The organism is Pseudomonas sp. PDM15 (genome assembly GCF_014851565.1).
Lineage (GTDB): Bacteria > Pseudomonadota > Gammaproteobacteria > Pseudomonadales > Pseudomonadaceae > Aquipseudomonas.
Genome location: NZ_JACVAA010000004.1, coordinates 383559 through 408431, shown reverse-complemented (window position 1 = coordinate 408431; position 24873 = coordinate 383559). Strand labels below are relative to the sequence as shown.

The 24873-nt window shown below is 66.3% G+C and carries 22 protein-coding genes; 15 read left to right on the top strand and 7 right to left on the bottom strand.

The window, feature by feature from the left end:
• Nucleotides 1–59: 59 nt before the first annotated feature.
• The 6 genes from IB232_RS13315 to IB232_RS13290 all read left to right on the top strand — a co-directional run bounded on the left by IB232_RS13315 (nt 60) and on the right by IB232_RS13290 (nt 7554).
• Complete coding sequence (locus IB232_RS13315; protein WP_192399104.1) at nt 60–1424, top strand: inorganic triphosphatase; 1365 nt, start codon at nt 60–62, stop codon at nt 1422–1424.
• Nucleotides 1425–1460: 36 nt separating this feature from the next.
• Nucleotides 1461–3245: a GspE/PulE family protein gene (locus IB232_RS13310; RefSeq protein ID WP_192399103.1), complete on the top strand. Its 1785-nt coding sequence runs from the start codon at nt 1461–1463 to the stop codon at nt 3243–3245.
• 54 nt (nt 3246–3299) lie between these two features.
• The gene (locus IB232_RS13305; RefSeq protein WP_192399102.1) at nt 3300–4226 is read left to right on the top strand and encodes an SPFH domain-containing protein; all 927 of its coding nucleotides are present in this window, start codon (nt 3300–3302) and stop codon (nt 4224–4226) included.
• A complete protein-coding gene (locus tag IB232_RS13300; protein ID WP_192399101.1) occupies nt 4223–4684 on the top strand; it encodes an NfeD family protein in 462 nt (153 codons plus the stop codon). The genes IB232_RS13305 and IB232_RS13300 overlap by 4 nt, the downstream gene beginning before the upstream one ends.
• Nucleotides 4685–5067: 383 nt before the next feature.
• Nucleotides 5068–6309, top strand: a complete 1242-nt coding sequence (locus IB232_RS13295; RefSeq protein ID WP_192399100.1) for an OprD family porin — start codon at nt 5068–5070, stop codon at nt 6307–6309.
• 183 nt (nt 6310–6492) lie between these two features.
• On the top strand, nt 6493–7554 hold the full coding sequence (locus IB232_RS13290) for a GGDEF domain-containing protein (RefSeq protein WP_192399099.1): 1062 nt from the start codon (nt 6493–6495) through the stop codon (nt 7552–7554).
• A gap of 136 nt (nt 7555–7690) precedes the next feature.
• Here the strand turns inward: IB232_RS13290 and IB232_RS13285 are convergent, their stop codons facing one another.
• From IB232_RS13285 to kdgD, 6 genes are all read right to left on the bottom strand, one after another.
• Complete coding sequence (locus IB232_RS13285; protein ID WP_192399098.1) at nt 7691–8629, bottom strand: 2-hydroxyacid dehydrogenase; 939 nt, start codon at nt 8627–8629, stop codon at nt 7691–7693.
• 18 nt (nt 8630–8647) lie between these two features.
• A complete protein-coding gene (garD, locus tag IB232_RS13280) occupies nt 8648–10204 on the bottom strand; it encodes a galactarate dehydratase (protein WP_192399097.1) in 1557 nt (518 codons plus the stop codon).
• Between the two features lie 20 nt (nt 10205–10224).
• Nucleotides 10225–11592, bottom strand: coding sequence for an MFS transporter (locus IB232_RS13275; RefSeq protein ID WP_192399096.1), 1368 nt, complete (start codon nt 11590–11592; stop codon nt 10225–10227).
• 75 nt (nt 11593–11667) lie between these two features.
• Nucleotides 11668–13011: a glucarate dehydratase gene (gene gudD, locus IB232_RS13270; RefSeq protein ID WP_192399095.1), complete on the bottom strand. Its 1344-nt coding sequence runs from the start codon at nt 13009–13011 to the stop codon at nt 11668–11670.
• A gap of 89 nt (nt 13012–13100) precedes the next feature.
• Complete coding sequence (locus IB232_RS13265) at nt 13101–14537, bottom strand: aldehyde dehydrogenase family protein (protein ID WP_192399352.1); 1437 nt, start codon at nt 14535–14537, stop codon at nt 13101–13103.
• A gap of 19 nt (nt 14538–14556) precedes the next feature.
• Entirely contained in the window at nt 14557–15468 is a 912-nt protein-coding gene (kdgD, locus tag IB232_RS13260) for a 5-dehydro-4-deoxyglucarate dehydratase (protein WP_192399094.1), read from the bottom strand.
• A gap of 322 nt (nt 15469–15790) precedes the next feature.
• Here kdgD and IB232_RS13255 point away from each other — a divergent pair, with 322 nt between their 5' ends.
• The 6 genes from IB232_RS13255 (at nt 15791) to IB232_RS13230 (ending at nt 21408) form a co-directional block, all read left to right on the top strand.
• Nucleotides 15791–16600 carry an NAD-dependent epimerase/dehydratase family protein gene (locus IB232_RS13255; RefSeq protein ID WP_192399093.1) on the top strand — a complete coding sequence of 270 codons (810 nt, stop codon included), beginning with the start codon at nt 15791–15793 and terminating at the stop codon, nt 16598–16600.
• Nucleotides 16601–16647: 47 nt separating this feature from the next.
• Entirely contained in the window at nt 16648–17529 is an 882-nt protein-coding gene (locus tag IB232_RS13250) for an SMP-30/gluconolactonase/LRE family protein (RefSeq protein WP_192399092.1), read from the top strand.
• A gap of 67 nt (nt 17530–17596) precedes the next feature.
• Nucleotides 17597–18577, top strand: coding sequence for a TRAP transporter substrate-binding protein (locus IB232_RS13245; RefSeq protein WP_192399091.1), 981 nt, complete (start codon nt 17597–17599; stop codon nt 18575–18577).
• A gap of 63 nt (nt 18578–18640) precedes the next feature.
• Nucleotides 18641–19165: a TRAP transporter small permease gene (locus IB232_RS13240; protein ID WP_192399090.1), complete on the top strand. Its 525-nt coding sequence runs from the start codon at nt 18641–18643 to the stop codon at nt 19163–19165.
• Nucleotides 19166–20446 carry a TRAP transporter large permease gene (locus IB232_RS13235; RefSeq protein ID WP_192399089.1) on the top strand — a complete coding sequence of 427 codons (1281 nt, stop codon included), beginning with the start codon at nt 19166–19168 and terminating at the stop codon, nt 20444–20446.
• A 68-nt stretch (nt 20447–20514) separates the two neighbouring features.
• Complete coding sequence (locus tag IB232_RS13230) at nt 20515–21408, top strand: EamA family transporter (protein ID WP_192399088.1); 894 nt, start codon at nt 20515–20517, stop codon at nt 21406–21408.
• Nucleotides 21409–21412: 4 nt separating this feature from the next.
• On the opposite strand, the gene IB232_RS13225 is transcribed toward IB232_RS13230, so the two are convergent.
• Nucleotides 21413–22156, bottom strand: coding sequence for a FadR/GntR family transcriptional regulator (locus tag IB232_RS13225; protein ID WP_192399087.1), 744 nt, complete (start codon nt 22154–22156; stop codon nt 21413–21415).
• Between the two features lie 77 nt (nt 22157–22233).
• Between IB232_RS13225 and IB232_RS13220 the strand changes: the two genes are divergently transcribed.
• The 3 genes from IB232_RS13220 (at nt 22234) to IB232_RS13210 (ending at nt 24823) form a co-directional block, all read left to right on the top strand.
• Complete coding sequence (locus tag IB232_RS13220; RefSeq protein WP_192399086.1) at nt 22234–23091, top strand: aldose 1-epimerase; 858 nt, start codon at nt 22234–22236, stop codon at nt 23089–23091.
• Nucleotides 23092–23179: 88 nt separating this feature from the next.
• Entirely contained in the window at nt 23180–23503 is a 324-nt protein-coding gene (locus IB232_RS13215) for a DUF2388 domain-containing protein (RefSeq protein ID WP_192399085.1), read from the top strand.
• A 48-nt stretch (nt 23504–23551) separates the two neighbouring features.
• Nucleotides 23552–24823: an alpha/beta fold hydrolase gene (locus IB232_RS13210; protein ID WP_192399084.1), complete on the top strand. Its 1272-nt coding sequence runs from the start codon at nt 23552–23554 to the stop codon at nt 24821–24823.
• Nucleotides 24824–24873 lie beyond the last annotated feature (50 nt).

Genomic DNA, 24873 nt, shown 5'->3' with positions numbered 1-24873 from the left:
ATGACAAGGCCGCCCACGGGCGGCCTTGTTGTTTCCCGAATCGCTCCGAGAGTCCCGACATGGCCAAAGAAACCGAGATCAAGCTGCGCGCCAGCCGCGAAACCCTCGCTGCACTGCGCGACCATCCGCTGCTGAAGAAGCGCAACAAATCCGGCTGGCAGACCCACGAGCTGTTCAACCAGTACTACGATACGCCTGCCCGCGATCTGGCCGACGCCCGCGTCGCGCTGCGTCTGCGCCGCGATGGTGAGCAGTTCATCCAGACCCTGAAGAGCCGCGGCCAGAGCGTGGCCGGGCTGTCCGAACGCAACGAGTGGGACTGGCAGCTGAAGAAGGCCAAGCTCGACCTCAAACTTCTCGGCGATGATTGCTGGCCGGCCAGCCTGGCCGAGTTGGACAAGAAGAGCCTGCAGCCACTGTTCACCACCGACTTCGTCCGCGAGAAAGCGGAGATCGCCTGGGGCCGCGGCAAGGCCAAGACGGTGATCGAGGCGGCCCTGGACCTCGGCAAGGTGGTCGCCGGCGAGGGCGAGGAAGAAATCTGCGAGCTGGAACTGGAGCTGCGGGAAGGCGAGCCCGCCGCCCTGCTGGAGCTGGCCTGCGAGCTGGCCGCCGACCTGCCGCTGATGCCCTGCGACATCAGCAAGGCCGAGCGCGGCTATCGCCTGTTCGACTCCGGCAGCTACAGCCTCAGCCTGCCGGCGCCGGAGTTGAACGCCGAGATGACGCTGGACGATGCCTTTGCCGCGCTGGCCTGGCACCTGCTCGGCAGCAGCCAGCGTCTGGCCGAACAGTACCGCTGGAACGGTCACTGGAAACTGCTGGAGCAGTGGCTGCAACAGCTGATCGACCTGCGCGCCCTGCTCAGCAGCCTCGGCCAAGCCGCACCGCGCGCCTCCAGCCGCGAACTGCGCGAAGGCCTCGACGCGCTGCTGGCCGACTGGCGTCCACGCCTGGCCGCGGGCCGCGACGACGAGGCACTGCGCCACAACGCGCCGGCCATGTTCGCCGGTGAGCTGCAAGGCAATCGCTGGGGCCTGCTGTCCCTGCAGTTGTCGCGCTGGCTGCTGCAACGCGGCTGGACGGTCGGCCGCAACCCACGGGGCGATCGCCAGGGCGCAGCGACGCTGGGCAACTGGCTGCCGACTTTGCTCAGCGAGGAAGCCGAGGGCCTGCGCCTGAAGCACTACCAGCAGTTTCCCGAAGGGCTGGCCGAGCAGCTGCCGCGCCTCGAGCGCATCCAGGCCTGGCTGCGCCTGGCCCGTCAGGTGCCGGAGCTGCCCGAGCTGGATCGCCTATACGGCGAGCTGGGCAAGCTGCAAGCGTTGTTCGCCCCGGCCAACGACCCCGACGCGCTGGCCGCACGCGTGGCACAGGCCCATACTGTGGCGACGCTCAAACCCTGGAAGCTGCTGCTGAAATAAGCTGCTCACCCCGTCATCCAGAACAAAGGGAGCTCCATGTCCGCCCTCGCCTCGCCCGCCCAGGACCGCTGGCTCGATCTCAACGACATCCTCCGTGAACTGGTGGCCCAGGGCCGGGTCTCCCAGGAAAGCGCGGAGCAATGCATGGTGCTGCGCCGCGCCTCGGCTAACGCGCAGATGCACCCGCTGGAGTTCCTCGCCGCCCAGCAGCTCGACGATCTGCAGCGGCCGGGCAAGAAGCATGATCTGGAAGGCCTCACCGTGTGGCTGGCCAACCATGCCGGGCAGCCGTACCTGCGCATCGATCCGCTGAAGATCGATGTGGCCGCGGTGACCCCGCTGATGTCCTACGCCTTTGCCCAGCGCCACAAGATCCTGGCGGTGGCTGTAGACAGCGAGGCGGTGACCATCGCCAGCGCCCAGCCCTTCGTGCATGGCTGGGAGAGCAACCTGACCCATGTGCTCAAACGCCCTATCAAACGGGTGGTGGTCAACCCGGTCGATCTGCAGCGCTTCACCACCGAGTTCTATCGCCTCGCCCGTTCGGTAACGGGGGCCAATGCTCAGGACATCAAGCTCAGCGGCGTCGGTAACTTCGAGCAGTTGCTCAACCTCGGCGCCAGCGACCAGGAGCCGGATGCCAACGACGCGCATATCGTCAATATCGTCGACTGGTTGTTCCAGTACGCCTATCAACAGCGCGCCAGCGATATCCACATCGAGCCGCGCCGTGAGACCGGCACCGTGCGCTTCCGCATCGACGGAGTGCTGCACAACGTCTACCAGTTCCCCATCCAGGTGACCATGGCGGTGGTCAGTCGCCTGAAGAACCTCGGGCGGATGAACATCGCCGAGAAGCGCAAACCGCAGGACGGCCGAATCAAGACCAAGACCCCGGACGGCGGTGAAGTGGAACTGCGCCTGTCGACTCTGCCCACCGCCTTCGGCGAGAAGATGGTGATGCGTATCTTCGACCCGGAAGTGCTGCTGAAAAACCCAGATCAGTTGGGCTTCTCTCCGGACGACCTGCGCCGCTGGGAGAGCATGACCTGCCAGCCCAACGGCATCATCCTCGTCACCGGCCCCACCGGCTCCGGCAAAACCACCACCCTGTACACCACGCTCAAGCAGCTGGCGACCGCGGAGGTCAATGTCTGCACCATCGAGGACCCGATCGAGATGATCGAGGGCGCCTTCAACCAGATGCAGGTGCAGCACAACATCGACCTGACCTTCGCTAGCGGCGTACGCGCCCTGATGCGCCAGGACCCGGACATCATCATGGTCGGCGAAATACGCGACCTGGAAACCGCCGAGATGGCCATCCAGGCGGCACTCACCGGCCACCTGGTGCTGTCCACCCTGCATACCAACGATGCCCCCAGCGCCATCACCCGCCTGCTGGAGCTGGGTGTACCGCACTACCTGCTCAAGGCAACCATCCTCGGCGTCATGGCCCAGCGCCTGGTGCGCACCCTGTGCCCGCACTGCAAGGCGCCGGTGGAGATGAACGAGGAAGACTGGCAGAGCCTGACCAAACCCTGGAGCGCGCCGCTGCCGACCCAAGCGCACCGCGCCGTCGGTTGCCTGGAGTGCCGCGAGACCGGCTACCGAGGCCGTGCCGGCGTGTACGAGATCATGCTGCTGAACGACAGCATCAAGCCGTTGATCACCCACGACACCGACCTCATTGCCCTGCGCCGGGCGGCGTTCAAGGACGGCATGCGCAGCCTACGCCTGTCCGGCGCGCAGAAGGTCGCCGCCGGCCAGACCACCATCGAGGAAGTGCTGCGGGTCACCCCGCAGAGCGAGCAGAAGTAAGCACCGGGCTGGCGCCGACGCCCGCCCGCGACTGACCAGCAAAAAGGAGTTTCTATGGAAATCGGTGGTGTGATCTTTCTCTTCGTCGCCCTGGCCGTGGCCGTGGTGTTCATGGGCTTCAAGGTGGTGCCGCAGGGCTACGAGTGGACGGTGGAGCGCTTCGGTCGCTACACCAACACCCTCACCCCAGGCCTGAACATCATCGTGCCGGTAATGGACCGCATCGGCCGCAAGCTCAACGTCATGGAGAGCGTGCTGGACATCCCGCCGCAGGAAGTGATCAGCGCCGACAACGCCATCGTGCAGATCGACGCGGTGTGCTTCTTCCAGGTGATCAACGCGGCCCAGGCGGCCTACGAGGTGAACAACCTCGAGCACGCCATCCGCAACCTGGTTATGACCAATATCCGTACCGTGCTCGGTTCCATGGAATTGGACGCCATGCTCAGCCAGCGCGACGCGATCAACGAGCGCCTGCTCAAGACCGTGGACGAGGCCACCGCGCCCTGGGGCATCAAGATCACCCGCATCGAGATCAAGGACATCAGCCCGCCGGCCGACCTGGTCGAGGCCATGGCCAGCCAGATGAAGGCCGAGCGCCTCAAGCGCGCGCAGATTCTCGAGGCCGAAGGTTCGCGCTCTGCCGCCATCCTCACCGCCGAGGGTCACAAGCAGGCGGAAATCCTCAAGGCCGAGGGTGAGCGCCAGGCCGCCTTCCTCGAGGCCGAGGCCCGCGAGCGTGCCGCCCAGGCCGAAGCCGAGGCGACCCGCATGGTCTCTGACGCCATCGCCAGCGGTAACGTGCAGGCGGTCAACTACTTCGTCGCACAGAAATACGTCGAGGCCCTGGGCCAGCTGGCCTCGGCCAACAACAGCAAGGTCATCCTGATGCCGCTGGAAGCCAGCCAGGTGATCGGCGCGGTTGGCGGCATCGGCGAGATCGTCCGCGCCACCTTCGACAAGGGCGGCAAGCCAGCATGATCGCCTACCTACAGCACCTGTCGTTCTGGGACTGGCTGGCCTTCGGCACCGTGCTGCTGATCCTCGAGGTGTTCGGCGCCGGTGGTTACCTGCTGTGGATCGGCGTCGCCGCTGCCGCAGTGGGCGTGCTCACCTACCTGTTCCCCGAACTGCCCTGGGCCTTGCAGTTCCTTATCTTCGCCCTGCTCTCGGTGCTCACGGCGGTGTTCTGGTGGCAACGCCAGCGCAGCGCGGCCAAGCCTTCCGATGCGCCGGGCCTGAATCGCCGCGGCAGCGAGTTCGTCGGCCGCCACTTCGTCCTGCACGAGGCAATCGTTGGTGGGCGCGGCAAGATCAAGGCCGGCGACAGCCTGTGGCTGGTCAGCGGACCGGACCTGCCAGCCGGCAGCGCCATTCAGGTGACCGGGCAGGATGGCGTGCTGCTGATCGTCAAGCCGCTCGACGAAGTCATCGTATAACACTTCGCTCCAGCTCGGCATCCTGCGCCGAGCCTTCCCTGCCCCGCATATGACTAAAATCGAGCATCCTGGCGATTGACAGGGCGCTCGACGCTTGCCAATAATCGATCCATAGTTGTACGACAACATATAACAAGAACAATGAGGCGATTCCGGGTATGGCCACGACCTGCACCTCCTCCCTCCATCGACGCATGATCCTCACCAGCGACTGCCAGGCACCGCCGCTGTCGCGCCACCGTTCCCCCGCCGGATTCGCCGACAGCTAGTCGGCTGATAGCCGGCCGCTGCCCGCAACCGCCGGCTCCCATCCCGCCCTATCACCGCATGCGCGCTCACCGCCCGCAGGGGGGCGGCTACCCCAGAAAAGGAGCACAACAACAATGAAAGCTCGCTACACCGCCCTCAGTGCCGCGCTGCTCGCTGCCGGTTTCACCGCGCTTCCCGGCGCCGCACAGGCCGCCGGCTTCGTCGAAGACGCCAAGGTCAACCTGAACCTGCGCAACTACTACATGAACCGCAACTTCGTCGACGACTCCACGCAGAACTACGCCGAAGAGTGGACGCAGAACTTCATCCTCGACGCCAAGTCCGGCTTCACCGAAGGCACCGTCGGCTTCGGCCTGGACGCCCTGGGTCTGCTGTCGATCAAGCTCGACGGCGGCCGTGGCACGGCGGGCACCCAGCTATTGCCGGTGCATGACGACGGTCGGCCGGCCGATGACTGGGGACGCCTGGCCGTGGCCGGCAAGGCGCGCGTATCGAAGACCGAGCTGAAGGTCGGCGAGTGGATGCCGGTATTGCCGATCCTGCGTTCCGACGACGGCCGCTCGCTGCCGCAGACCTTCCGCGGCGGCCAGATCACTTCCCAGGAGATCGCCGGCCTCAACCTGTATGGCGGCCAGTTCCGCCAGAACAGCCCGCGCAACGACGCAAGCATGGAAGACATGACCTTCGCCGGCGGTGCCTCGGACCGCTTCAACTTCGCCGGCGGCGAATACAGCTTCAACGACACCCGCACTCTGGTCGGCGCCTGGTACGCCGAGCTGGAGGACGTGTATCAGCAGCGCTTCTTCAACCTGGTGCACAGCCAGCCGGTGGGTGACTGGGTACTGGGTGCCAACCTCGGCTACTTCATCGGCGAGGAGGACGGCAGCGCCCTGGCCGGCGACCTGGACAACAAGACCGCCTACGGCCTGTTCTCCGCCAAATATGGCAGCAGCACCTTCTACGTCGGCCTGCAGGACCTCAGCGGTGACAGCGCCTGGATGCGGGTCAACGGCACCAGCGGCGGCACCCTGGCCAACGACAGCTTCAACAACAGTTACGACAACGCCGAGGAACGCTCCTGGCAGGTTCGCCACGACTTCAACTTCGCCGGCCTCGGCGTGCCCGGGCTGACCCTGATGAACCGTTACATCAGCGGCGACAATGTGCACGTCGGCAGCATCGATGATGGCGAGGAGTGGGGCCGCGAGTCGGAGCTGGCCTACGTGGTGCAGTCGGGGCCGCTGAAGAGCCTCGGCATCAAGTGGCGCAACTCGTCCCTGCGCAAGGACTGGGACGGCGCCAAGAGCTTCGACGAGAACCGCCTGATCTTCAACTTCCCGCTGGGCATCCTCTGACTAGCCGGCCCGCCGATTCGCGGCGGGCCGGCTCCTCTGGTCACGTGTGCTATTCCTCGGCTGCTTCGGCAGTCCCTCGGCCCGTCCTCGCGACGGGTCATTTTTTTGTTACCCGGTCCCGCGATCGGCTACCCTCCTGCGCAAGCCGCGCCCGCGGTGCCCGCCCCGGATCGATGAAGCCCCATGCGCCACAGGAACAGCCGCCACACCGGCCTCGAGGACAGCGCCAGACGCTCGCTGATGAGCCTGATCTTCGCCGCTACCGGCCTGACCATCGGCGGCTTCTCGATCCTCCAGTTCTTCGCCGGCAACGCCCTGTTCGCCAGCCTCGAGCTGCTGGTCTGCGCGGCGCTGCTGTGGGCCTCGCGCGGCATCTACAAGACCCATCGCCTGGAGCTGTGGATCTACCTCTATCTGGTGCCGGTGTGCGCCTTCCTGGTCTACATCACCCTGATGCCGCAGGCCTCCTCCAGTGCCTTCGTCTGGACCTACCTGATTCCGCTGCTGTCCTACCTGCTGCTCGGCAAGCAGCGCGGCCTGCGCCTGGCCGTGCCGTTCCTCGCCACCGCCCTGCTGCTGTACTACTGGCGCTATCCTCTGCCGCAGAACGCCCACGAGATGATCGACGCGGGCAACGCCATCCTCTGCGGTGCGCTGATCCTGGTCTTCGTCCATCTCTACGAGACCCGCCGCGCGGTGACCTTCTCGCAGATCGAACACCAGGCGCAGACCGACCCGCTGACCGGCGTGGCCAGCCGCGGCCACTTCAAGCAGGAGCTGCTGCGCGCCCTGCAGGAGGCGCAGCGGAGCGACAGCCCGCTGGTGCTGGTATTGATGGACATCGACCACTTCAAGGCCGTCAACGATCGCTGGGGGCATGAAGCCGGCGACCATGCCCTGCGTCATATCTGCGACCTGCTGCTGGAGCGCCTGCGCGTCACCGACACCCTCGGCCGCCTCGGCGGCGAGGAGTTCGGCCTGCTGCTGCGCGGCACCGACCTCGACAGCGCCAAGCCGCTGGTGGAAGCTCTGCGCGAGCTGATCAGCAGCCACCCGCTGCACTATGGCGAGCAACCCATCGCCCTCTCGGCCACCTTCGGCCTGGCCCAGTGGCCGCAGGATGGCGTGACCACCGACGAGCTGTATCGCTGCGCCGACGCCCGCCTCTATGTCGGCAAGCAGCAGGGACGCAACTGCCTGGTCAGCGGCAACCTGGAGATGCGCATCTCCGACACCCTGCCCTAGCAAAAAAACGGCGCACTCGTGGTGCGCCGCTACTGCAAGATTTCAGTACAACTTCGTGGGAGGCCGGATCGGCGCTTGTGGCGGCGATCCGGATATGGCGGTGCGCCCATGGGGCGAACCCCCATATTCGTCGGGGTCAGAGCGGCGTCAGCAGCTCCCCCTTGTCGATGAAGGCCTGCAGGTTGGCGAGCACCAGCTCTTCCATCTGCAAACGGGTTTCCTCGGTACCACTGCCGACGTGCGGCAACAGCACCACATTGGGCAGAGCGAACAGCGCCTCGGGCACCTGTGGCTCGGCCTCGAATACATCCAGCCCGGCGCCGCCGAGCGTGCCCGCCAGCAGCGCCTCGACCAGCGCCGTCTGGTCGACCACGCTGCCGCGGGCGATGTTGACCAGGATGCCCTGCGGTCCCAATGCGGCCAGCACCTCGGCGCCGATCAGATGGTGCGTGGTCGCACCACCCGGACAGGCCAGCACCAGGAAGTCCGCCCAGCGCGCCAGCGCCAGCAGGTCCGCCTCGTAGCCATGCGGACTGGCCGGATTCTCTTTTCGCTGGTGGTAACGCACCGGCATGGCAAAGCCCTCGGCGCGCCGGGCGATGGCCTGGCCAATGCGGCCGTAGCCGACGATGCCGAGCTTCTTGCCACTGACCTTGCGCGTCAGCGGAAAGCTGCTGCCGAGCCAGCTGCCGGCACGCACGAAGCGGTCGGCCGCTGCCAGCCGGCGCGCGCTGTCGATCATCAGCCCCAGGGCCAGGTCGGCCACGCAGTCGTTGAGCACATCCGGCGTGGTGCTGAGGGCGATGCCACGGTCGCGCAGCAGGTCCAGTGGATAGGGGTCGTAGCCCACGCCGAAACTGCAAATCGCCTTCAGGTTCGGCAGACAGGCCAGCTGCTCGGCGCTGCAACCGAAACGCGCCGACGACACCAGCAGTTCGAACTCGCCGCCATGCTCGCGCAGAAACGCCTGCGGGTCGGCCTGCAGCCACAACGCGACGGCGCCATGGCGCTCGGCCAGGGCGCGGTTGAAGCGCTCGCTCAGCGGGCCGAGGTGCAGGATGCGGGGTGTACTCATCACAGTCTCCAGGTCGACTCAGGTCACCGGTGCCGGATTGAACAGGGTCAGGTCGTTGTGCAGCTTATGCCGTTCGGCCCAGGTCTGCTGCCGGCCGCTGGCCACGTCCAGGTACAGCTGGAAGATGTGCCAGCCCATCTCCTCCAGGCTCATGCGCCCCGAGGTGATCTGCCCGGCGTCGACGTCGATCAGGTCCGGCCAGCGCTCGGCCAGTTGGGTGCGGGTCGAGACCTTGATCACCGGCACCATGGACAGGCCGTAGGGCGTGCCGCGGCCGGTGGTGAAGATGTGCAGGTTCATCCCGGCGGCGATCTGCAGGGTGCCGCAGATAAAGTCGCTGGCCGGCGTGGCGCAGAACCATAGGCCCTTGCCGCGAATCCGCTCGCCCGGCGACACCACCCCGGCGATGGCGCTGGAGCCGGACTTGGCGATCGAGCCCATGGCCTTCTCGACGATGTTGTTCAGCCCGCCCTTCTTGTTGCCCGGCGTGGTGTTGGCGCTGCGGTCCGCCATGCCGCGGGCCAGGTAGGAGTCGTACCAGTCCATCTCGCGGATCAGCGCATCGGCCACTTCCACCGAGGCCGCACGCGGGGTGAGCAGGTGGATGCCATCGCGCACCTCGGTGTTCTCCGAGAACATCACGGTGGCACCGGCGCGCACCAGCAGGTCGGCGGCCACGCCCAGCGCCGGGTTGGCGGTGATGCCGGAAAAGGCGTCGCTGCCGCCGCACTGCATGCCGACCACCAGTTCGCTGGCCGGTACCGTCTCGCGGCGGCGCTGGTCGAGCACCTTCAGGCGCTCCTCGATCATCACCATGATCTGCTCGACCATGCCGGTGAATCCGCTGCCGGAATCCTGCAGGCGGAACAGCCACTCCTCCTCGTCCATGCCATTGGTCAGCGCATCACCATCCATCAGCTGGTTGGCCTGCAGCTTCTCGCAACCGAGGCCGATCACCAGTGCCTGGCCGCCCAGGTTGGGGTTGCGGCTGATGTTGTACAGGGTACGGATCGGCACCACCGCGTCCGGCGCGTTGATCGCCACGCCGCAGCCGTAGCTGTGCGACAGGGCGACCACGTCGTCAACGTGCGGGTAGCGCGGCAGGATCTCCTTGCGCACGCGATCCACGCAGTGATCCAGCACGCCGACCACGCACTGCACGGTGGTGGTCACGCCGAGGATGTTGCGCGTGCCCACCGTGCCATCCGGATTGCGGAAGCCCTCGAAGCTGTAGCCCTCCAGCGGCTCCACCGCGGGAACCGGCAGGGTCGCCTTGGGCAGGTTGTCCAGCGCCGGTGGCTCGGGCATGCGCAGGTGCGCCTCGGTGACCCAGGTGCCGGCGGCGATAGGCCGCAGGGCGTAGCCGATCACCTCGCCGTAGCGCACCACCTCGGCACCCTCGGCGAGATTAAGCAGGGCCACCTTGTGGCTCTGCGGAATCCCCTCGACGGCTTCCAGGCCATCGTCGAAACGGCCGCCAGCGGCCACCCCCTGTTCGTTGACCACCACGCCGACGTTGTCGGCGGGGTGCAGGCGGATGTAGCGCGGCGAATCCTGATGGGCAATCAACTGCATGTTACGTACTCCTCGCGAACTCAGGCCGAGGCCAGCTTCTGCGGCTGTCCAGGCGCCGGTTCGGGCTTGCCCTGCGGGCTCGGACTATCGTCCAGCTCCACACGCTGGATCTTGCCGACGATCACCAGGTAGCTGAACACCGCCACCAGGGCGTTGGCGCCGACGTAAACCAGGGCCCACTTGAACGAGCCGGTGGCGGCGATGATGTAGCCGATGACGATCGGCGTGGTGATCGAGGCGACGTTGCCGAAGGTGTTGAACAGGCCACCGGAGAGACCGGCGATCTGCTTCGGCGAGGTGTCCGCCACCACCGCCCAGCCCAGCGCACCGATGCCCTTGCCGAAGAAGGCCAGGCTCATGAAGCCGATCACCATCCACTCGGCCGACACGTAGTTGCAGAACACCATGCTGGTCGACATCAGCAGGCCGACCACGATCGGCAGCTTGCGGGCGAAGGTCAGCGAGTGGCCGCGACGCAGCAGCCAGTCGGAGATCAGGCCACCGAGCACGCCACCGATGAAGCCGCAGATCGCCGGCAGGGAGGCGACGAAGCCGGCCTTGAGGATGGTCATGCCGCGCTCCTGCACCAGGTACACCGGGAACCAGGTGAGGAAGAAGTAGGTGATGCCGTTGATGCAGTACTGGCCCAGGTACACGCCGAGCAGCATGCGGTTGGTCAGCAGCTGCTTGATGTAGCTCCACTTGGGGCCGCCGCCGGCCTTCTTCTGGTCCATGTCGACCAGGCCGCCGTTGCTCTCGATGTGCGCCAGCTCGGCGGCATTGATGCGCGGGTGGTCCTTGGGGTTGTAGATGGTCTTCATCCAGATCATCGAGAACACGATGCCCAGCGCGCCCATCACCACGAACACGTGCTCCCAGCCGAAGGCATGGACGATCCAGCCCATCAGCGGGGCGAACAGCGCGGTGGCGAAGTACTGCGCCGAGTTGAAGATGGCCGAGGCGGTGCCGCGTTCGGCAGTGGGGAACCAGGCCGCGACGATTCGCGCGTTACCGGGGAACGACGGCGCCTCGGCGAAGCCGACCAGGAAGCGCATGACGAACAGGGTGACCACGGCCCAGGCCATCGGCATCACGCCGACGAAGCCCTGCAGCATGGTGAACAGCGACCAGATGAAGATGCCCGCCGCGTACACGCGCTTGGAGCCGAAACGGTCGAGCAGCCAGCCGCCCGGGATCTGCCCGATTACGTAGGCCCAGCCGAAGGCGGAGAAGATGTAGCCGAGGGTCACGGCGTCGAAGCCGAGGTCCTTCTGCATGCTGGAGCCGGCGATGGAAATGGTCGCGCGGTCGGCGTAGTTGATCGTGGTCACCAGGAACAGCATGAGCAGGATCAGGTAACGCACGCGGGTCTGCTTGAGTTCTTGCATGGTTGTTTCCCCACTTGTTCTTGTCGGGGTGAATACAGGCTAACGGCGCGCGGCCCGGGCCGCGCGCCGGGGCGCTCAGCGCACCAGGGCCGGGCGCTTGTTGTCGAAACTCCAGCCGGGAATCAGGTACTGCATGGCGATGGCATCGTCACGCGCGCCCAATCCCTTGGCCTGGTACAGCTCGTGGGCACGCGCCAGGGCATCCCAGTCCAGTTCCACGCCCAGTCCCGCGCGCGTCGGCACCTTGACCTTGCCGCCGACGATCTGCAGCGGCTCGCGGGTCAGGTACTGGCCGTCCTGCCAGATCCAGTGGGTATCGATGGCGGTGATGCGCCCCGGCGCGGCTGCCGCCACCTGGGTGAACATCGCCAGCGAGATGTCGAAGTGGTTGTTGGAGTGCGAGCCCCACGTCAGGCCCCAGTCGTTGCACAACTGGGCCACCCGTACCGAACCGCTGAGGGTCCAGAAGTGCGGGTCGGCCAGGGGAATGTCCACCGACTGCTGCTGCACCGTGTGCACCATCTGCCGCCAGTCGGTGGCGATCATGTTGGTGGCGGTGGGCAGCCCGGTTGCGCGACGGAACTCGGCCAGCACCTCGCGGCCGGAATAGCCGTTCTCGGCGCCGCACGGGTCTTCGGCATAGGCCAGCACGCCATGCAGGTCGCGGCACAGGCCGACGGCCTGCTTGAGCGACCAGGCGCCGTTGGGGTCGAGGGTGATGCGCGCCTGCGGGAAGCGGGCGGCCAGGGCGCGGATCGCCTCGACTTCCTGTTCGCCAGGCAGCACGCCGCCCTTCAGCTTGAAGTCATGGAAGCCATAGCGCGCATGGGCCGCCTCGGCCTGGCGGACGATCGACTCGGCGTCCAGCGCCGTACGGTTGCGTTCGCGGAACCAGGCATCGTCGGCGTTCGGCTCGTCGCGATAGTCGAGGTCGGTGCAACCCTTGTCGGCGATGAAGAACAGGTAACCGAGCATCTCCACCTCGGCGCGCTGCTGACCTTCGCCGAGCACCGCGGCCATCGGCACTTCGAGGAACTGGCCGAGCAGGTCGAGCAGCGCCGACTCCAGCGCCGCCACCGCGTGGATGGTGATGCGCAGGTCGAAGGTCTGCAGGCCGCGGCCGCCGGCATCGCGCTCGGCGAAGGTCTGGCGCACCTGGTTGAGCACGGCGTTGTAGTTGCCGATCGGCTGACCGAGCACCAGGCTGCGGGCGTCTTCCAGGGTCTGGCGGATGCGTTCGCCGCCAGGCACTTCGCCCAGGCCGATGCGGCCGGCGTCGTCCTTGAGAATCAGGATATTGCGGGTGAAGTACGGGCCGTGGGCGCCGCTGAGGTTGAGCAGCATGCTGTCCTGGCCGGCGACCGGGACCACTTGCAGCTCGACGATGCGCGGGGTGCGCGCAGATGATTCTGTGTTCATTGCCTTTCCCTTTTATTGTTGTGCGGGAGTGGATCAATGCTGGGGTAAACACCCGGCCGGCCGCAGGCACGGCCAGCCGGGGCGACGGATCAACCGATGTAAGTGGTCTTCACCGTGGTGTAGAACTCGGACGCGTAGCGACCCTGCTCGCGCGGGCCGTAGGACGAGCCTTTGCGACCGCCGAACGGCACGTGGTAGTCGACCCCGGCAGTGGGCAGGTTGACCATCACCATGCCGGCCTGGGCGTGGCGCTTGAAGTGGTTGGCGTACTTCAGCGAGGTGGTGGCGATGCCCGCGGACAGCCCGAACTCGGTGTCGTTGGCCATGGCCAGCGCCGCCTCGTAGTCCGCCACGCGCACCACGTTGGCCACCGGGCCGAAGATTTCCTCGCGGCTGATGCGCATGTCCGCCGAGCTGTCGGCGAACAGGGTCGGCGCCAGGAAGTAGCCCTCGGTATCGCAGGTCACCAGACCGCCGCCGCTGACCAGGCGTGCGCCCTCGTCCTGGCCGATGCCGATGTAGCGCAGGTCCTGCTCGAGCTGGGCCTGGGACACCACCGGGCCGACGTCGATGCCGGACTTGAGCGCGTGGCCGACCTTGATCGACTGCATGCGCTCGGCCATGGCCTCGACGAACTTGTCGTGGATGCCGGCGGTGACGATCAGGCGGCTGGACGCGGTGCAGCGCTGGCCGGTGGAATAGAAGGCGCTCTGCACGGCCAGCTCGACGGCGACCTTGAGATCGGCGTCGTCGAGGATGATCTGCGGGTTCTTGCCGCCCATCTCCAGCTGCACCTTGGCGCCACGGACCACGCACTTGGCGGCGATGGTACGGCCGACACCGACCGAGCCGGTGAAGCTGATGCCGTCGATCGCGGCGTTTTCCACCATGGCCTCGCCGACCACGCGACCGGAACCCATCACCAGGTTGAACACCCCAGCCGGGAAGCCGGCGCGGGAAATGATCTCGGCCAGGGCCCAGGCGCAGCCGGGCACGAGGTCGGCCGGCTTGAACACCACGCAGTTGCCGTAGGCCAGGGCCGGGGCGATCTTCCATGCCGGGATGGCGATGGGGAAGTTCCACGGGGTGATCAGGCCGATCACACCCAGCGGCTCGCGAGTGACTTCCACCGATACGCCGGGGCGTACCGACGGCACGATTTCACCGGCCAGGCGCAGGCACTCGCCAGCGAAGAACTTGAAGATGTTGCCGGCGCGGCTCACCTCGCCGATGGCTTCCGGCAGGGTCTTGCCCTCCTCGCGCGCCAGCAGGGTACCGAGCTCCTCGCGGCGGGCAAGTATCTCGCTCCCGACCTTGTCCAGCGCATCGCTGCGCGCCTGGATGCCGGAGGTCGACCAGGCCGGGAACGCGGCACGCGCCGCGGCGATGGCCTGGGCCACCTGGGCGGCGTCGGCCTGGGCGTAATCGCCGATGGCATCTCTCAGGTCGGACGGGTTGATGTTGGCCGAGTAATCGGCACCAGTGACCCATTCACCGCCTATGTAGTTGTCGTAACGCACGGGAATTCTCCTGTCGGCCGCAGCCTTACTGCGGGCCGAGTTTGTCCATCAGCGCGGCGAGCTTCGCGACCTCGTCGGGCAGCAGGTCGGTCAGCGGCGCGCGTACCGGACCGGCGTCGTAACCGGCCAGCTTGGCACCGGCCTTGACGATGCTCACGGCATAGCCGGCCTTGCGGTTGCGGATGTCCAGGTAGGGCAGGAAGAAGTCGTCGATCAGCTTGCCCACGGTGACGTGGTCGTCGGCAGCGATGGCGCGGTAGAAGTCCATGGCGGTCTTCGGTACGAAGTTGAACACCGCCGAGGAGTACACCGGTACGCCCAGGGCCTTGTAGGCAGCGGCATAGACTTCCGCGGTCGGCAGGCCGCCGAGGTAGCTGAAGCGCTCGCCGAGGCGGCGGCGGATGGAGACCATCAGCTCGATGTCGCCGAGGCCGTCCTTGTAGCCGATCAGGTTCGGGCAGCGCTCGGCCAGTTGTTCCAGCAGCGTCGGGGTCAGGCGGCAAACGTTGCGGTTGTAAACCACCACGCCGATGTTGACCGCCTTGCACACCTGCTCGACGTGAGCGGCGACGCCGTCCTGGCTGGCCTCGGTCAGGTAGTGCGGCAGCAGCAGCAGGCCCTTGGCGCCCAGGCGCTCGGCTTCCTGCGCCATCTGGATGGCGACGCGGGTCGGGCCGCCGACGCCGGCGAGGATCGGCACCGACTTCTCGCAGGTGTCCACGGCAGTCTTGATGATCTGGCTGTACTCGCGGCTGTCCAGCGAGAAGAACTCACCGGTACCGCCGGCGGCGAACAGGGCGGAGGCACCATATGGGGCCAGCCACTCCAGGCGGCGCACATAGCCCGCCTGATGGAAATTGCCGGCAGCATCGAAGTCGGTGACCGGGAAGGACAGCAGGCCGGACGAGAGGATGGACTTGAGTTCTTGTGGATTCATTATTCGAACACCCTGATAAAACCGTTGGGGAGAGAAGTCGCCTGGGGCGATCTGAGAGATACGTTATCGTACAACTAACAAGCTTGCCAACCACGAGAAGCACCTTCGGTCGCTGAAGGGTCTTTTGCCCCTTCGCTGCTCGATCTCGTCAAACCGCTCAAGCAAGCAGTGTTTCATTGGAAAAACGTGGCCTGAAAGCATCATACCGGCACTCAATGCGCCGACATTTTCTACTTTAGTCACGTTGACAAGGCGATTGTGTGCTGCTCAAATCGCCCTCCAGTCATACGACAACTAACAACAACGACTCGAGATTCAAGTCATGACCGATCATCCAATCCTGCCTCGCCTGCTGCTCACCGGCGCCGCTGGCGGTCTCGGCAAAGTCCTGCGTCAACGCCTGCGCCCCTATGCAGAAGTGCTGCGCCTGTCCGACATCGCCGCGATGGAGCCCGCCAGCGGCCCCCACGAAGAAGTGATCCCCTGCGATCTGGCCGACAAGGCTGCCGTGCATGCCCTGGTCAAGGGCGTGGATGCCATCCTGCATTTCGGCGGCGTCTCGGTGGAGCGGCCGTTCGAAGAGATTCTCGGCGCCAATATCGCCGGCACCTTCCACATCTACGAAGCGGCGCGCCTGCATGGCGTGAAGCGCATAGTCTTCGCCAGCTCCAACCACGTGATCGGCTTCTACAAGCAGGACCAGCACATCGACGCCGCTGCCGCGCGCCGTCCGGATGGCTATTACGGCCTCTCCAAGTCCTACGGCGAAGACATGGCCAGCTTCTATTACGACCGCTACGGCATCGAGACCGTGAGCATCCGTATCGGCTCGTCCTTCCCCGAGCCGGCCAATCGCCGAATGATGCACACCTGGCTCAGCTACGACGACCTCACCCAGCTGATCGAGCGCTGCCTGTTCACCCCGAACGTCGGCCACACCGTGGTCTACGGCGCCTCGGCCAACCGCGACGTCTGGTGGGACAACCACCTGGCCGCCCATCTGGGCTTCCAGCCCAAGGACAGCTCCGAAGTGTTCCGCGCCAAGGTCGAGGCCCAGCCGCCGGTGGCGCCGGATGATCCGGCCGCTGTGTACCAGGGCGGCGCCTTCTGTGCCCAGGGCCCATTCGACTGAAACCTCCTGTTCTTGCAGCCAAGCGAACAACAACAAGAGAGATCGCCATGCAAGCCGAACTGATTTTCGATGCCCGCAACGGCGTCGGCGAGAGCCCGGTGTGGAGCGCCAGCGAACAGGCGCTGTACTGGGTCGATATTCCCGCAGGCCGCCTGCATCGCTGGAGCGCCCCCGACAGCCGCGTGGACAGCTGGCAGAGCGACGAGATGATCGGTTGCGTCGCCCGCCGCGCAGACGGCCAGGGTTGGATCGCCGGTCAGGAGAGCGGCATCTTCCAGTTGCTGCCCCAGGCCGACGGCCGCCTCGCCGGCACCCGGCTGGCCGCGGTCGAGCACCGCGCCGAGGGCATGCGCTTCAACGATGGCCGTTGCGACCGCCAGGGTCGCCTGTGGCTGGGCAGCATGCTCATGGACATGGCCGCCGGCGCAGCCCTCGGGCGCCTCTATCGCTTCGGCGACGGCCAGCTGGAAGCCCAGCTCGGTGGGCTGATCGTGCCCAACGGCCTGGCCTTCAGCCCGGACGGCCGCACCCTGTATCTGTCCGACTCACACCCCGACGTGCAGGCCATCTGGGCCTTCGATTACGACATCGACTCCGGCACGCCCCACCATCGCCGGTTGTTCGTCGACATGCGCCAGCATGCCGGCCGACCCGACGGTGCAGCCGTCGACGCTGATGGCTGCTACTGGATCTGCGGCAACGACGCCGGCCTGATCCACCGCTTCACCCCGGACGGTCGCCTCGACCGCTCCCTGGCCGTACCGGTAAAGAAACCGGCCATGTGCGCCTTCGGCGGACCGGGCCTGGACACCCTGTTCGTCACCTCCATTCGCCCCGCCGGCGATCTCTCCGACCAGCCACTGGCTGGCGGCGTGTTCGCCTTGCAACCGGGTGTGCGAGGTATCGAGGAGCCGTTATTCAACGGCTGATCGTCAGCCATCGCTTCACGCTGTTCGCAGTACTGCACTCCAACAAAAACAAAACCGGAGAACCGTCATGAACTTCAAACGCAAATTGCTCGCCGCCGCCCTGCCCTTGGCCTTCTGCCTGTCAGGCACCGCCCACGCCCTGAACATCAAGTTCGCAGAAGTGCATCCCGCCGGCTACCCGCCGGTGGTGGCCGAGCAAGCCATGGGCAAGAAGCTGGAAGAGCAGACCAAGGGCGAAATCACCTTCAAGATGTTCGCCGGCGGCGTGCTCGGCTCGGAAAAGGAAGTGGTGGAGCAGGTTCAGCTCGGCGCCATCCAGATGACCCGCGTCAGCCTGGGCATCGTCGGTCCGGTCGTGCCGGACGTTAACGTGTTCAACATGCCGTTCATCTTCCGCGACCAGCAGCACATGCGCGCCGTGATCGACGGCCCGATCGGCCAGGAGATCCTCGACAAGATCACCAACTCCGACTTCAACCTGGTGGCCCTGGCGTGGATGGATGGCGGCACCCGCAACCTCTACACCAAGGCCCCGGTGCGCAACATGGCGGATCTCAAGGGCATGAAGATTCGCGTGCAGGGCAACCCGCTGTTCATCGACACCATCAACGCCATGGGCGGTAACGGCATCGCCATGGCCACGGGTGAGATCTTCAGCGCCCTGCAGACCGGCGTGATCGACGGCGCGGAAAACAACCCGCCGACCATGCTCGAACACAACCATTACCAGAACGCCAAGTTCTACACCCTGACCGGCCACCTGATCCTGCCGGAGCCGGTGGTGATGTCGAAAACCACCTGGGAAAAACTCACCCCCGGGCAGCAGGCCCTGGTGCAGAAGCTCGCCCGCGAGGCGCAGTTCGAAGAGCGCAAACTGTGGGATGAAAAATCCGCCAGCGCCGAAGCCAAACTCAAGGAAGGCGGCGTGGAGTTCATCGCCCTGAGCGATGCCGAGAAGAAGGAGTTCGTCGACGCCACGGCCCCGGTCCGGGCCCAGTACGGCGCGCCCTACGCCGACCTGATCAAGCGCATCGAAGCCGTCCAATAAGCCCGTCATTCTGATAGCGCCGCAGCACGGGACCACCCTGCTGCTGTGGCCGTGGTGAGTCCCATGAGAAATACGCTGTTGCTGATCAATGACCAGATCTACCGCGCCTGCATCGGCATTGCCGGCCTGTCGATTCTGGTCATGACCCTGATCATTCCCTGGGGCATTTTTGCCCGTTACGTGCTCGGCAGCGGTTCCAGCTGGCCCGAGCCCATCGCCATTCTGCTGATGGTGGTGTTCACCTTCTTCGGTGCCGCCGCCAGCTACCGTGCCGGCGCCCATATGGCCGTCACCATGGCGACCGATCGTATGCCGCCGGCCGTGCGCAAGGTGCTGGCAATCGTGGTGCAACTGCTGATGGCGCTGATCTGCGTGTTCATGATCATCAAGGGCGCCAAGCTCTGCGCCGGCACCTGGAACCAGTTCCTCGGTGAGCTGCCGTCGCTGCGGGTGGGCATCTCGTACCTGCCGATTCCCATCGGTGGCGTGATCACCCTGATCTTCGTGCTGGAAAAACTGCTCCTCGGCGACCAGAGCAAGCGCCGCGTCATGAGCTATGACGTCGAAGAAGCCATGGAGGCCAAATAAATGGATGCGCTGATACTGTTGGGCAGCTTCATCGTGCTGATCCTGATCGGCATGCCAGTGGCCTATGCCCTGGGCCTGTCGGCGCTGATCGGTGCCTTCTGGATCGATATCCCCTTCGATGCCCTGATGATTCAGGTGGCAGGCGGGGTCAACAAGTTCTCACTGCTGGCCATCCCCTTCTTCGTGTTGGCCGGCGCGATCATGGCCGAAGGCGGCATGTCCCGGCGCCTGGTGGCCCTGGCTGCGGTGTGCGTGGGTTTCGTGCGCGGCGGTCTGTCGCTGGTGAACATCATGGCCTCGACCTTCTTCGGCGCCATCTCCGGCTCGTCGGTGGCGGATACCGCCTCGGTGGGCTCGGTGCTGATTCCGGAAATGCAGAAGGCCGGTTATCCGCGCGACTACTCCACCGCCGTCACCGTTAGCGGCTCGGTACAGGCGCTGCTGACGCCGCCCAGCCACAACTCGGTGCTCTACTCGCTGGCCGCCGGCGGCACCGTGTCGATCGCCTCGCTGTTCATGGCCGGTATCGGCCCCGGGCTGCTGCTGAGCGCGGTGATGATGGCGCTGTGCATGGTCTTCGCGCGCAAGCGCAATTACCCCAAGGGCGAAGTGATCCCGCTGCGCCAGGCGCTGAAGATCGCCGGCGAAGCCCTGTGGGGCCTGATGGCCATGGTGATCATTCTCGGCGGCATTCTTTCCGGCGTGTTCACCGCCACCGAGTCGGCGGCGATTGCCGTGGTGTGGTCGTTCTTCGTCACCATGTTCATCTACCGCGACTACAAGTGGCGCGACCTGCCCAAGCTGATGCACCGCGCGGGACGAACCATCTCCATCGTGATGATCCTGATCGGCTTTGCCGCCAGCTTCGGCTACATCCTCACCCTGATGGAGATTCCGACCAAGATCACCGGCGTCTTCCTGACCCTGTCGGACAACCGCTACGTGATCCTGATGTGCATCAACGTGATGCTGCTGATGCTCGGCACGGTGATGGACATGGCGCCGCTGATCCTGATCCTCACGCCGATCCTGCTGCCGGTGATCACCGGCCTGGGTATCGACCCGGTGCACTTCGGCATGATCATGCTGGTCAACCTGGGCATCGGCCTGATCACCCCACCGGTGGGCGCAGTGCTGTTCGTCGGCTCGGCGGTGGGCAAGGTCACGATCGAAGCCACCGTCAAAGCCCTGCTGCCGTTCTACGTGGCGCTGTTTGCGGTGCTGATGGCCGTGACCTACATCCCTGCCATCTCCCTCTGGCTGCCGAGCGTCGTGCTCTGAGGCCACAACAGCTGCAAGCCGGTGCCGCCCTCGGGCGGCGTCGGCGTTGGCGCAGCGAGAGCTAGTGCATGTCGCAACCCTTTCCCCGTCTGCTGGCGGTGCTGATCCTGGTATTCACCTCGAGCAGCTTCGCCGCCAACCATATCGCCGCGCGCATCGCCTTCGATCAGGGCACCGGCCTGCTGCTGGCGATCCTGTTCCGTTCCGGGCTGACCCTGCTGGTGCTGCTCGGCCTGCTGCTGATCCGCCGCGAGTCGCTGCGCCTGCCCAGTGGCACCGGCGGCTGGCAGCTGCTGCTCGGCCTGCTGATCGCCGCGCAGAGCTTCTGCGTCTACTCTGCCGTGGCGCGCATCCCGGTGGCGGTGGCGCTGCTGGTGGTCAACCTGGCCCCGCTGTTCCTCGTGCTGCTCAGCTGGGCCCTCGGCGGGCCGCGTCCGACGCCCCGCACTGCCGCACTGATGGGCGTGATCCTGGTCGGCCTGACCCTGGTGCTGGATGTGCCGGCACGCCTGGCCGGTGGCGACGATGCGGCCTGGGGCCCGGGCATCGCCTTCGGCGTGACGGCGGCAGCGGTGTTCGCCGTGGCGTTGTGGATCACCGAACACAAGCTGTCCAAGGTACCCGGCACCCTACGGAGCATGCTGACTATCGGCGTGGTGTTTCTCGCCGCGGCGGCGGCCGGCTTCGGCGCCGTGCCGGGCGGCATCACGCCACCGACGCAGACCAGCGGCTGGGTCGCCCTGGGCTGCCTGGCCCTGCTCTACGGCACGGCGTTCTCGGTGCTGTTCATCTGCATGCCGCGCCTGAACCTGGCCCGCAATGCGCCGGTGATGAACGTCGAGCCGGTGGCCAGTCTGCTGTTCGCCTGGGCCATCCTCGGCCAGGCGCTCGGCGCCCTGCAGCTGCTCGGCGGCGCGGTGGTGGTCAGCGGCATCGTGCTGCTGGCCCTGCGCCGCGGCTGAGACCTCAGCCTTGCTGCTGCTCCGCTTCCTCGTGGGCCTGGCGCAGCCGCTCGCGGCTGTTGGTCAGGTGCAGGCGCATGGCAGCACGCGCGGCGTCCGCATCCTGGCGGGCAATCGCTTCGTAGATATCCTCGTGCTCGCGGCTCAGGCGCGCCAGGTAGCGCTTCTCGTCGTCATGGGCCAGGCGTGCCGAATTCAGCCGCGTGCGCGGAATGATGCTGGTACCCAGGTGGGTCATGATGTCGGTGAAGTAGCGGTTGCCGGTGGCGATCGCGATCTGCAGGTGGAACTGGAAGTCCGAGGCCACCGCATCGCTGCGGTGCGCCGCACTGAGGAAGCTATCCAGCGCCGCACGCATCGCCGCCAACTGCTCCGGGGTACGCCGCGCCGCGGCCAGGCCGGAGGACTCCACCTCGAGGCTGATGCGCAGCTCGAGCAGGGAAATCACCTCGCGCAGGGTCACCACGGTGGCCGGGTCGATGCGGAAGCCCGGCGTCGGCGTGTCCAACACGAAGGTGCCGATGCCGTGACGGGTCTCGACCAGACCGGCGGCCTGCAGCCGCGAGATGGCTTCGCGCACCACGGTACGGCTGACGCCCTGCGCCTCCATGATCGCCGACTCGGTCGGCAGCTTCTCGCCGCGCTTGAACACCCCGTCGCTGATCTGTTGCGACAGTTCGCTGACCAGTTCCTGGGCCAGGCTGCGCTGCTTGCGGCGCGCACGCGGGGGAGTAGTGATCGGTTCCATTTGTCGAGTCGGTCTCTGCTGGCAACCGCGCCATCATATCCCAGGCAGTTGTACGATGACACTTCCCGGAGTTTTCCATGCTGATCCTGCAGGATGCCCTCAGCCACCTCGAAATTTGCCCCGAACTCGGGGGCGCCATCGCCAACTGGCGCCTGCGCAGCAGCGGCCTACCGCTGCTGCGTCATGCCGACAGCCAGGCCCTGGCCGCCGGCAGTGCCCGCCGCCTGGGCTGCTTCCCGCTGCTGCCGTGGTCCAACCGCATCGGCGCCGGCGGCTTCGCCAATCCGCACGGCTGGCTGCCACTGGCGGCCAATTGCGAGGACCCGCTGCCGATCCACGGCAGCGCCTGGCAGCAGCCCTGGCGCGTGGCCGAGCAGGATGTACAGGGCGCACTGCTGACTCTGGAGAGCGAGCTGCCGTTCGCCTACAGCGCGCGCCAGCGCTTCGATCTGCGCGACGGCCAGTTGAGCATCACCCTGGAAGTCACTCACCGCGGCGACAGTCCCGCCTGGTATGGCCTCGGTCTGCACCCGTACTTCCCACGCACCGCCAACACCAGCCTGCAGGTAGCCGCCGAGGCCGCGTGGTTGTGCGACGAGCAGCGCCTGTCCCGCGAACTGGTGCCGTTGCCGACCGAGTGGGACTTCGCCGCAGCGCGACCGTTGCCGGCAACCTGCATCGACCACGCCTTCGCCGGCTGGAATGGCCGCGCCTGTATCCACCAGCCGGACCTCGGCTACCGCCTCGACTGCGTGGCCAGTCACTGCAGCCACTACCTGCTGTTCACCCCGCAGGAGCGCGGCTTCTTCTGCATCGAGCCGGTCAGCCACCCGGTCAACGCCCATCATCTGCCGGGCCGTCCCGGCCTGCGCCTGCTGGCCAACGGCACCAGCGCGCGCCTGGGCTGGAGCATGCGCTGCCAGCCGACCTGCTGAGCCGCCGACCCGCTGCAGGAGAAAAGGAGTCGAACTACCCGAGGCTTCGCGCCTTCCAACGCTCAGGCCATCTCGACAGGAGCCAGCCATGCGACTCTCCACTCCCTGCACCCTCCTCGCCCTGCTCTGCGCCTCCGGCCCGGTCATGGCGGACGCCGACTTCTGGCGCGACGTTCTCTCCTCCGGTGCCACCACCGCCTCCACCTACGTGACCTTCAAGGACGACAAGCAGCTGCTGGCCGCCCGCGACGACGCCAGCGCTTTCGTCGCCAGTGGCGGGCAGATCCGTGGCGCCCACCTGGAAGCGGCACTGCAGCGCGTGCGCAGCGAGCACCCGCAGCTGCAGGCCAGCGACGCGGAACTGGCCCAGGCCCTGCTGATGCGGCCGACGCTGCACCAGCCCGCACGGTAGAAGCGCAGCGGCTAAACTCCAGCCCTACATCAGGGCTGGAGAACAGGGATGTCGAAGTCATTACTGCTATTGGCGCTGGCCAGCTTGCTCGGCGGTTGCCAGCTGTTGGCGCTGGACCGGCAGATGCAGCAGGCCCAGCACACCCAGGTGCTGATCCCCGGCAGCCTGGATGCAAGCGCCGGCCAGGAGGCGCTGGTCGCACTTTTCTCCGGCGAGCGGCTGGTGGGTTATCGCAGCGTGCAGCCCGGTGGGCTGTTCTACTTCAGCATGGCGGTCGGCGACTATCAGCTGCTGGCCTTCGAGGATCGCAACGGCAATTTCCGCCTGGACGCCGACGAACCACGCCACTGGCTGCCCCAGCCACGCACCGCACCCTTCCAGCTGCAGCCGACGGCCGAGCAACGCGCAGAACTGGGCCAACTCAATCTGTTGCAACCGGCAGCTGCCGACGGCACGCCGCTTCCCGCTTTGGACCTGAGCCTGGAAAGGCTGCTGCGTGATCTGCCGCGGGTGCGCCACAACTACCTGCGGGAGGTGAATTTCGACGACCCGCGCTTCTCCGCCCAGCGCACCGCACAGGGCGCCTGGCAACCCCTGGATTTCCTCAGCGAGGTCGGTTACGGCCTGTATCTGCTGCAGCCCTGGGACCCGGACAAGGAGCCGATCTTTCTGGTCCACGGCATCAACAGTTCGCCCGACGTGTGGCGCGAACTGGCCGCCAGCATCGACCAGGAGCGCTACCAGCTGGTGCTGTTCCACTACCCCAGCGGCCTGCCGCTGAACAACAGCGCCTACCTGCTCAGCGAGGCGATCCGTGATGTGCGCCTGCGCCTGCGCCCCGCTCGCTTTCACCTGTTCGCCCACAGCATGGGCGGCCTGGTGGCGCGGCGCACCGTACAGCTGCTGGAGCCGGGCGGCGGTGATCAGGAGCTGTGCCTGTTCCTGACCCTGGCAACGCCCTGGGGCGGGCACCCTTCGGCGGCGTCCGGGGTGAAGAACGCCCCGGTCAACGTGCCGGTCTGGCGTGACATGGCACCGGGCAGCCCCTACCTGCGCAGCCTGTTCGCCGCGCCACTGCCGGAGCACCTGCGCCAGTGGCAGCTGGTGGCCTACACCGGCAACAGCCGGATGATCGCCGAACCCAACGACGGCACCGTGCCGCTGGCCAGCGAGCTGCTGCCGGCCGCCCAGGACGAGGCCGAGCGTCTGTATCTGATCGAGGCGAATCACACCGGCATCCTGCACAACGCACGCAGCGTGGCGCTGTTGCAGCGGGCGCTGGACTCGCTGCCGGCGAAAGGCTGCGCGCCCGAGGAATGATCCACCCTGAAAACAAAAAGGCCGCCCATCGGGCGGCCTCTTTTTAGCGC

Coding starts and splice junctions, on each gene's coding strand:
- IB232_RS13315 (WP_192399104.1), top strand. CDS start 60: ATGGCCAAAGAAACCGAGATCAAGCTGCGCGCCAGCCGCGAAACCCTC.
- IB232_RS13310 (WP_192399103.1), top strand. CDS start 1,461: ATGTCCGCCCTCGCCTCGCCCGCCCAGGACCGCTGGCTCGATCTCAAC.
- IB232_RS13305 (WP_192399102.1), top strand. CDS start 3,300: ATGGAAATCGGTGGTGTGATCTTTCTCTTCGTCGCCCTGGCCGTGGCC.
- IB232_RS13300 (WP_192399101.1), top strand. CDS start 4,223: ATGATCGCCTACCTACAGCACCTGTCGTTCTGGGACTGGCTGGCCTTC.
- IB232_RS13295 (WP_192399100.1), top strand. CDS start 5,068: ATGAAAGCTCGCTACACCGCCCTCAGTGCCGCGCTGCTCGCTGCCGGT.
- IB232_RS13290 (WP_192399099.1), top strand. CDS start 6,493: ATGCGCCACAGGAACAGCCGCCACACCGGCCTCGAGGACAGCGCCAGA.
- IB232_RS13285 (WP_192399098.1), bottom strand. CDS start 8,629: ATGAGTACACCCCGCATCCTGCACCTCGGCCCGCTGAGCGAGCGCTTC.
- garD (WP_192399097.1), bottom strand. CDS start 10,204: ATGCAGTTGATTGCCCATCAGGATTCGCCGCGCTACATCCGCCTGCAC.
- IB232_RS13275 (WP_192399096.1), bottom strand. CDS start 11,592: ATGCAAGAACTCAAGCAGACCCGCGTGCGTTACCTGATCCTGCTCATG.
- gudD (WP_192399095.1), bottom strand. CDS start 13,011: ATGAACACAGAATCATCTGCGCGCACCCCGCGCATCGTCGAGCTGCAA.
- kdgD (WP_192399094.1), bottom strand. CDS start 15,468: ATGAATCCACAAGAACTCAAGTCCATCCTCTCGTCCGGCCTGCTGTCC.
- IB232_RS13255 (WP_192399093.1), top strand. CDS start 15,791: ATGACCGATCATCCAATCCTGCCTCGCCTGCTGCTCACCGGCGCCGCT.
- IB232_RS13250 (WP_192399092.1), top strand. CDS start 16,648: ATGCAAGCCGAACTGATTTTCGATGCCCGCAACGGCGTCGGCGAGAGC.
- IB232_RS13245 (WP_192399091.1), top strand. CDS start 17,597: ATGAACTTCAAACGCAAATTGCTCGCCGCCGCCCTGCCCTTGGCCTTC.
- IB232_RS13240 (WP_192399090.1), top strand. CDS start 18,641: ATGAGAAATACGCTGTTGCTGATCAATGACCAGATCTACCGCGCCTGC.
- IB232_RS13235 (WP_192399089.1), top strand. CDS start 19,166: ATGGATGCGCTGATACTGTTGGGCAGCTTCATCGTGCTGATCCTGATC.
- IB232_RS13230 (WP_192399088.1), top strand. CDS start 20,515: ATGTCGCAACCCTTTCCCCGTCTGCTGGCGGTGCTGATCCTGGTATTC.
- IB232_RS13225 (WP_192399087.1), bottom strand. CDS start 22,156: ATGGAACCGATCACTACTCCCCCGCGTGCGCGCCGCAAGCAGCGCAGC.
- IB232_RS13220 (WP_192399086.1), top strand. CDS start 22,234: ATGCTGATCCTGCAGGATGCCCTCAGCCACCTCGAAATTTGCCCCGAA.
- IB232_RS13215 (WP_192399085.1), top strand. CDS start 23,180: ATGCGACTCTCCACTCCCTGCACCCTCCTCGCCCTGCTCTGCGCCTCC.
- IB232_RS13210 (WP_192399084.1), top strand. CDS start 23,552: ATGTCGAAGTCATTACTGCTATTGGCGCTGGCCAGCTTGCTCGGCGGT.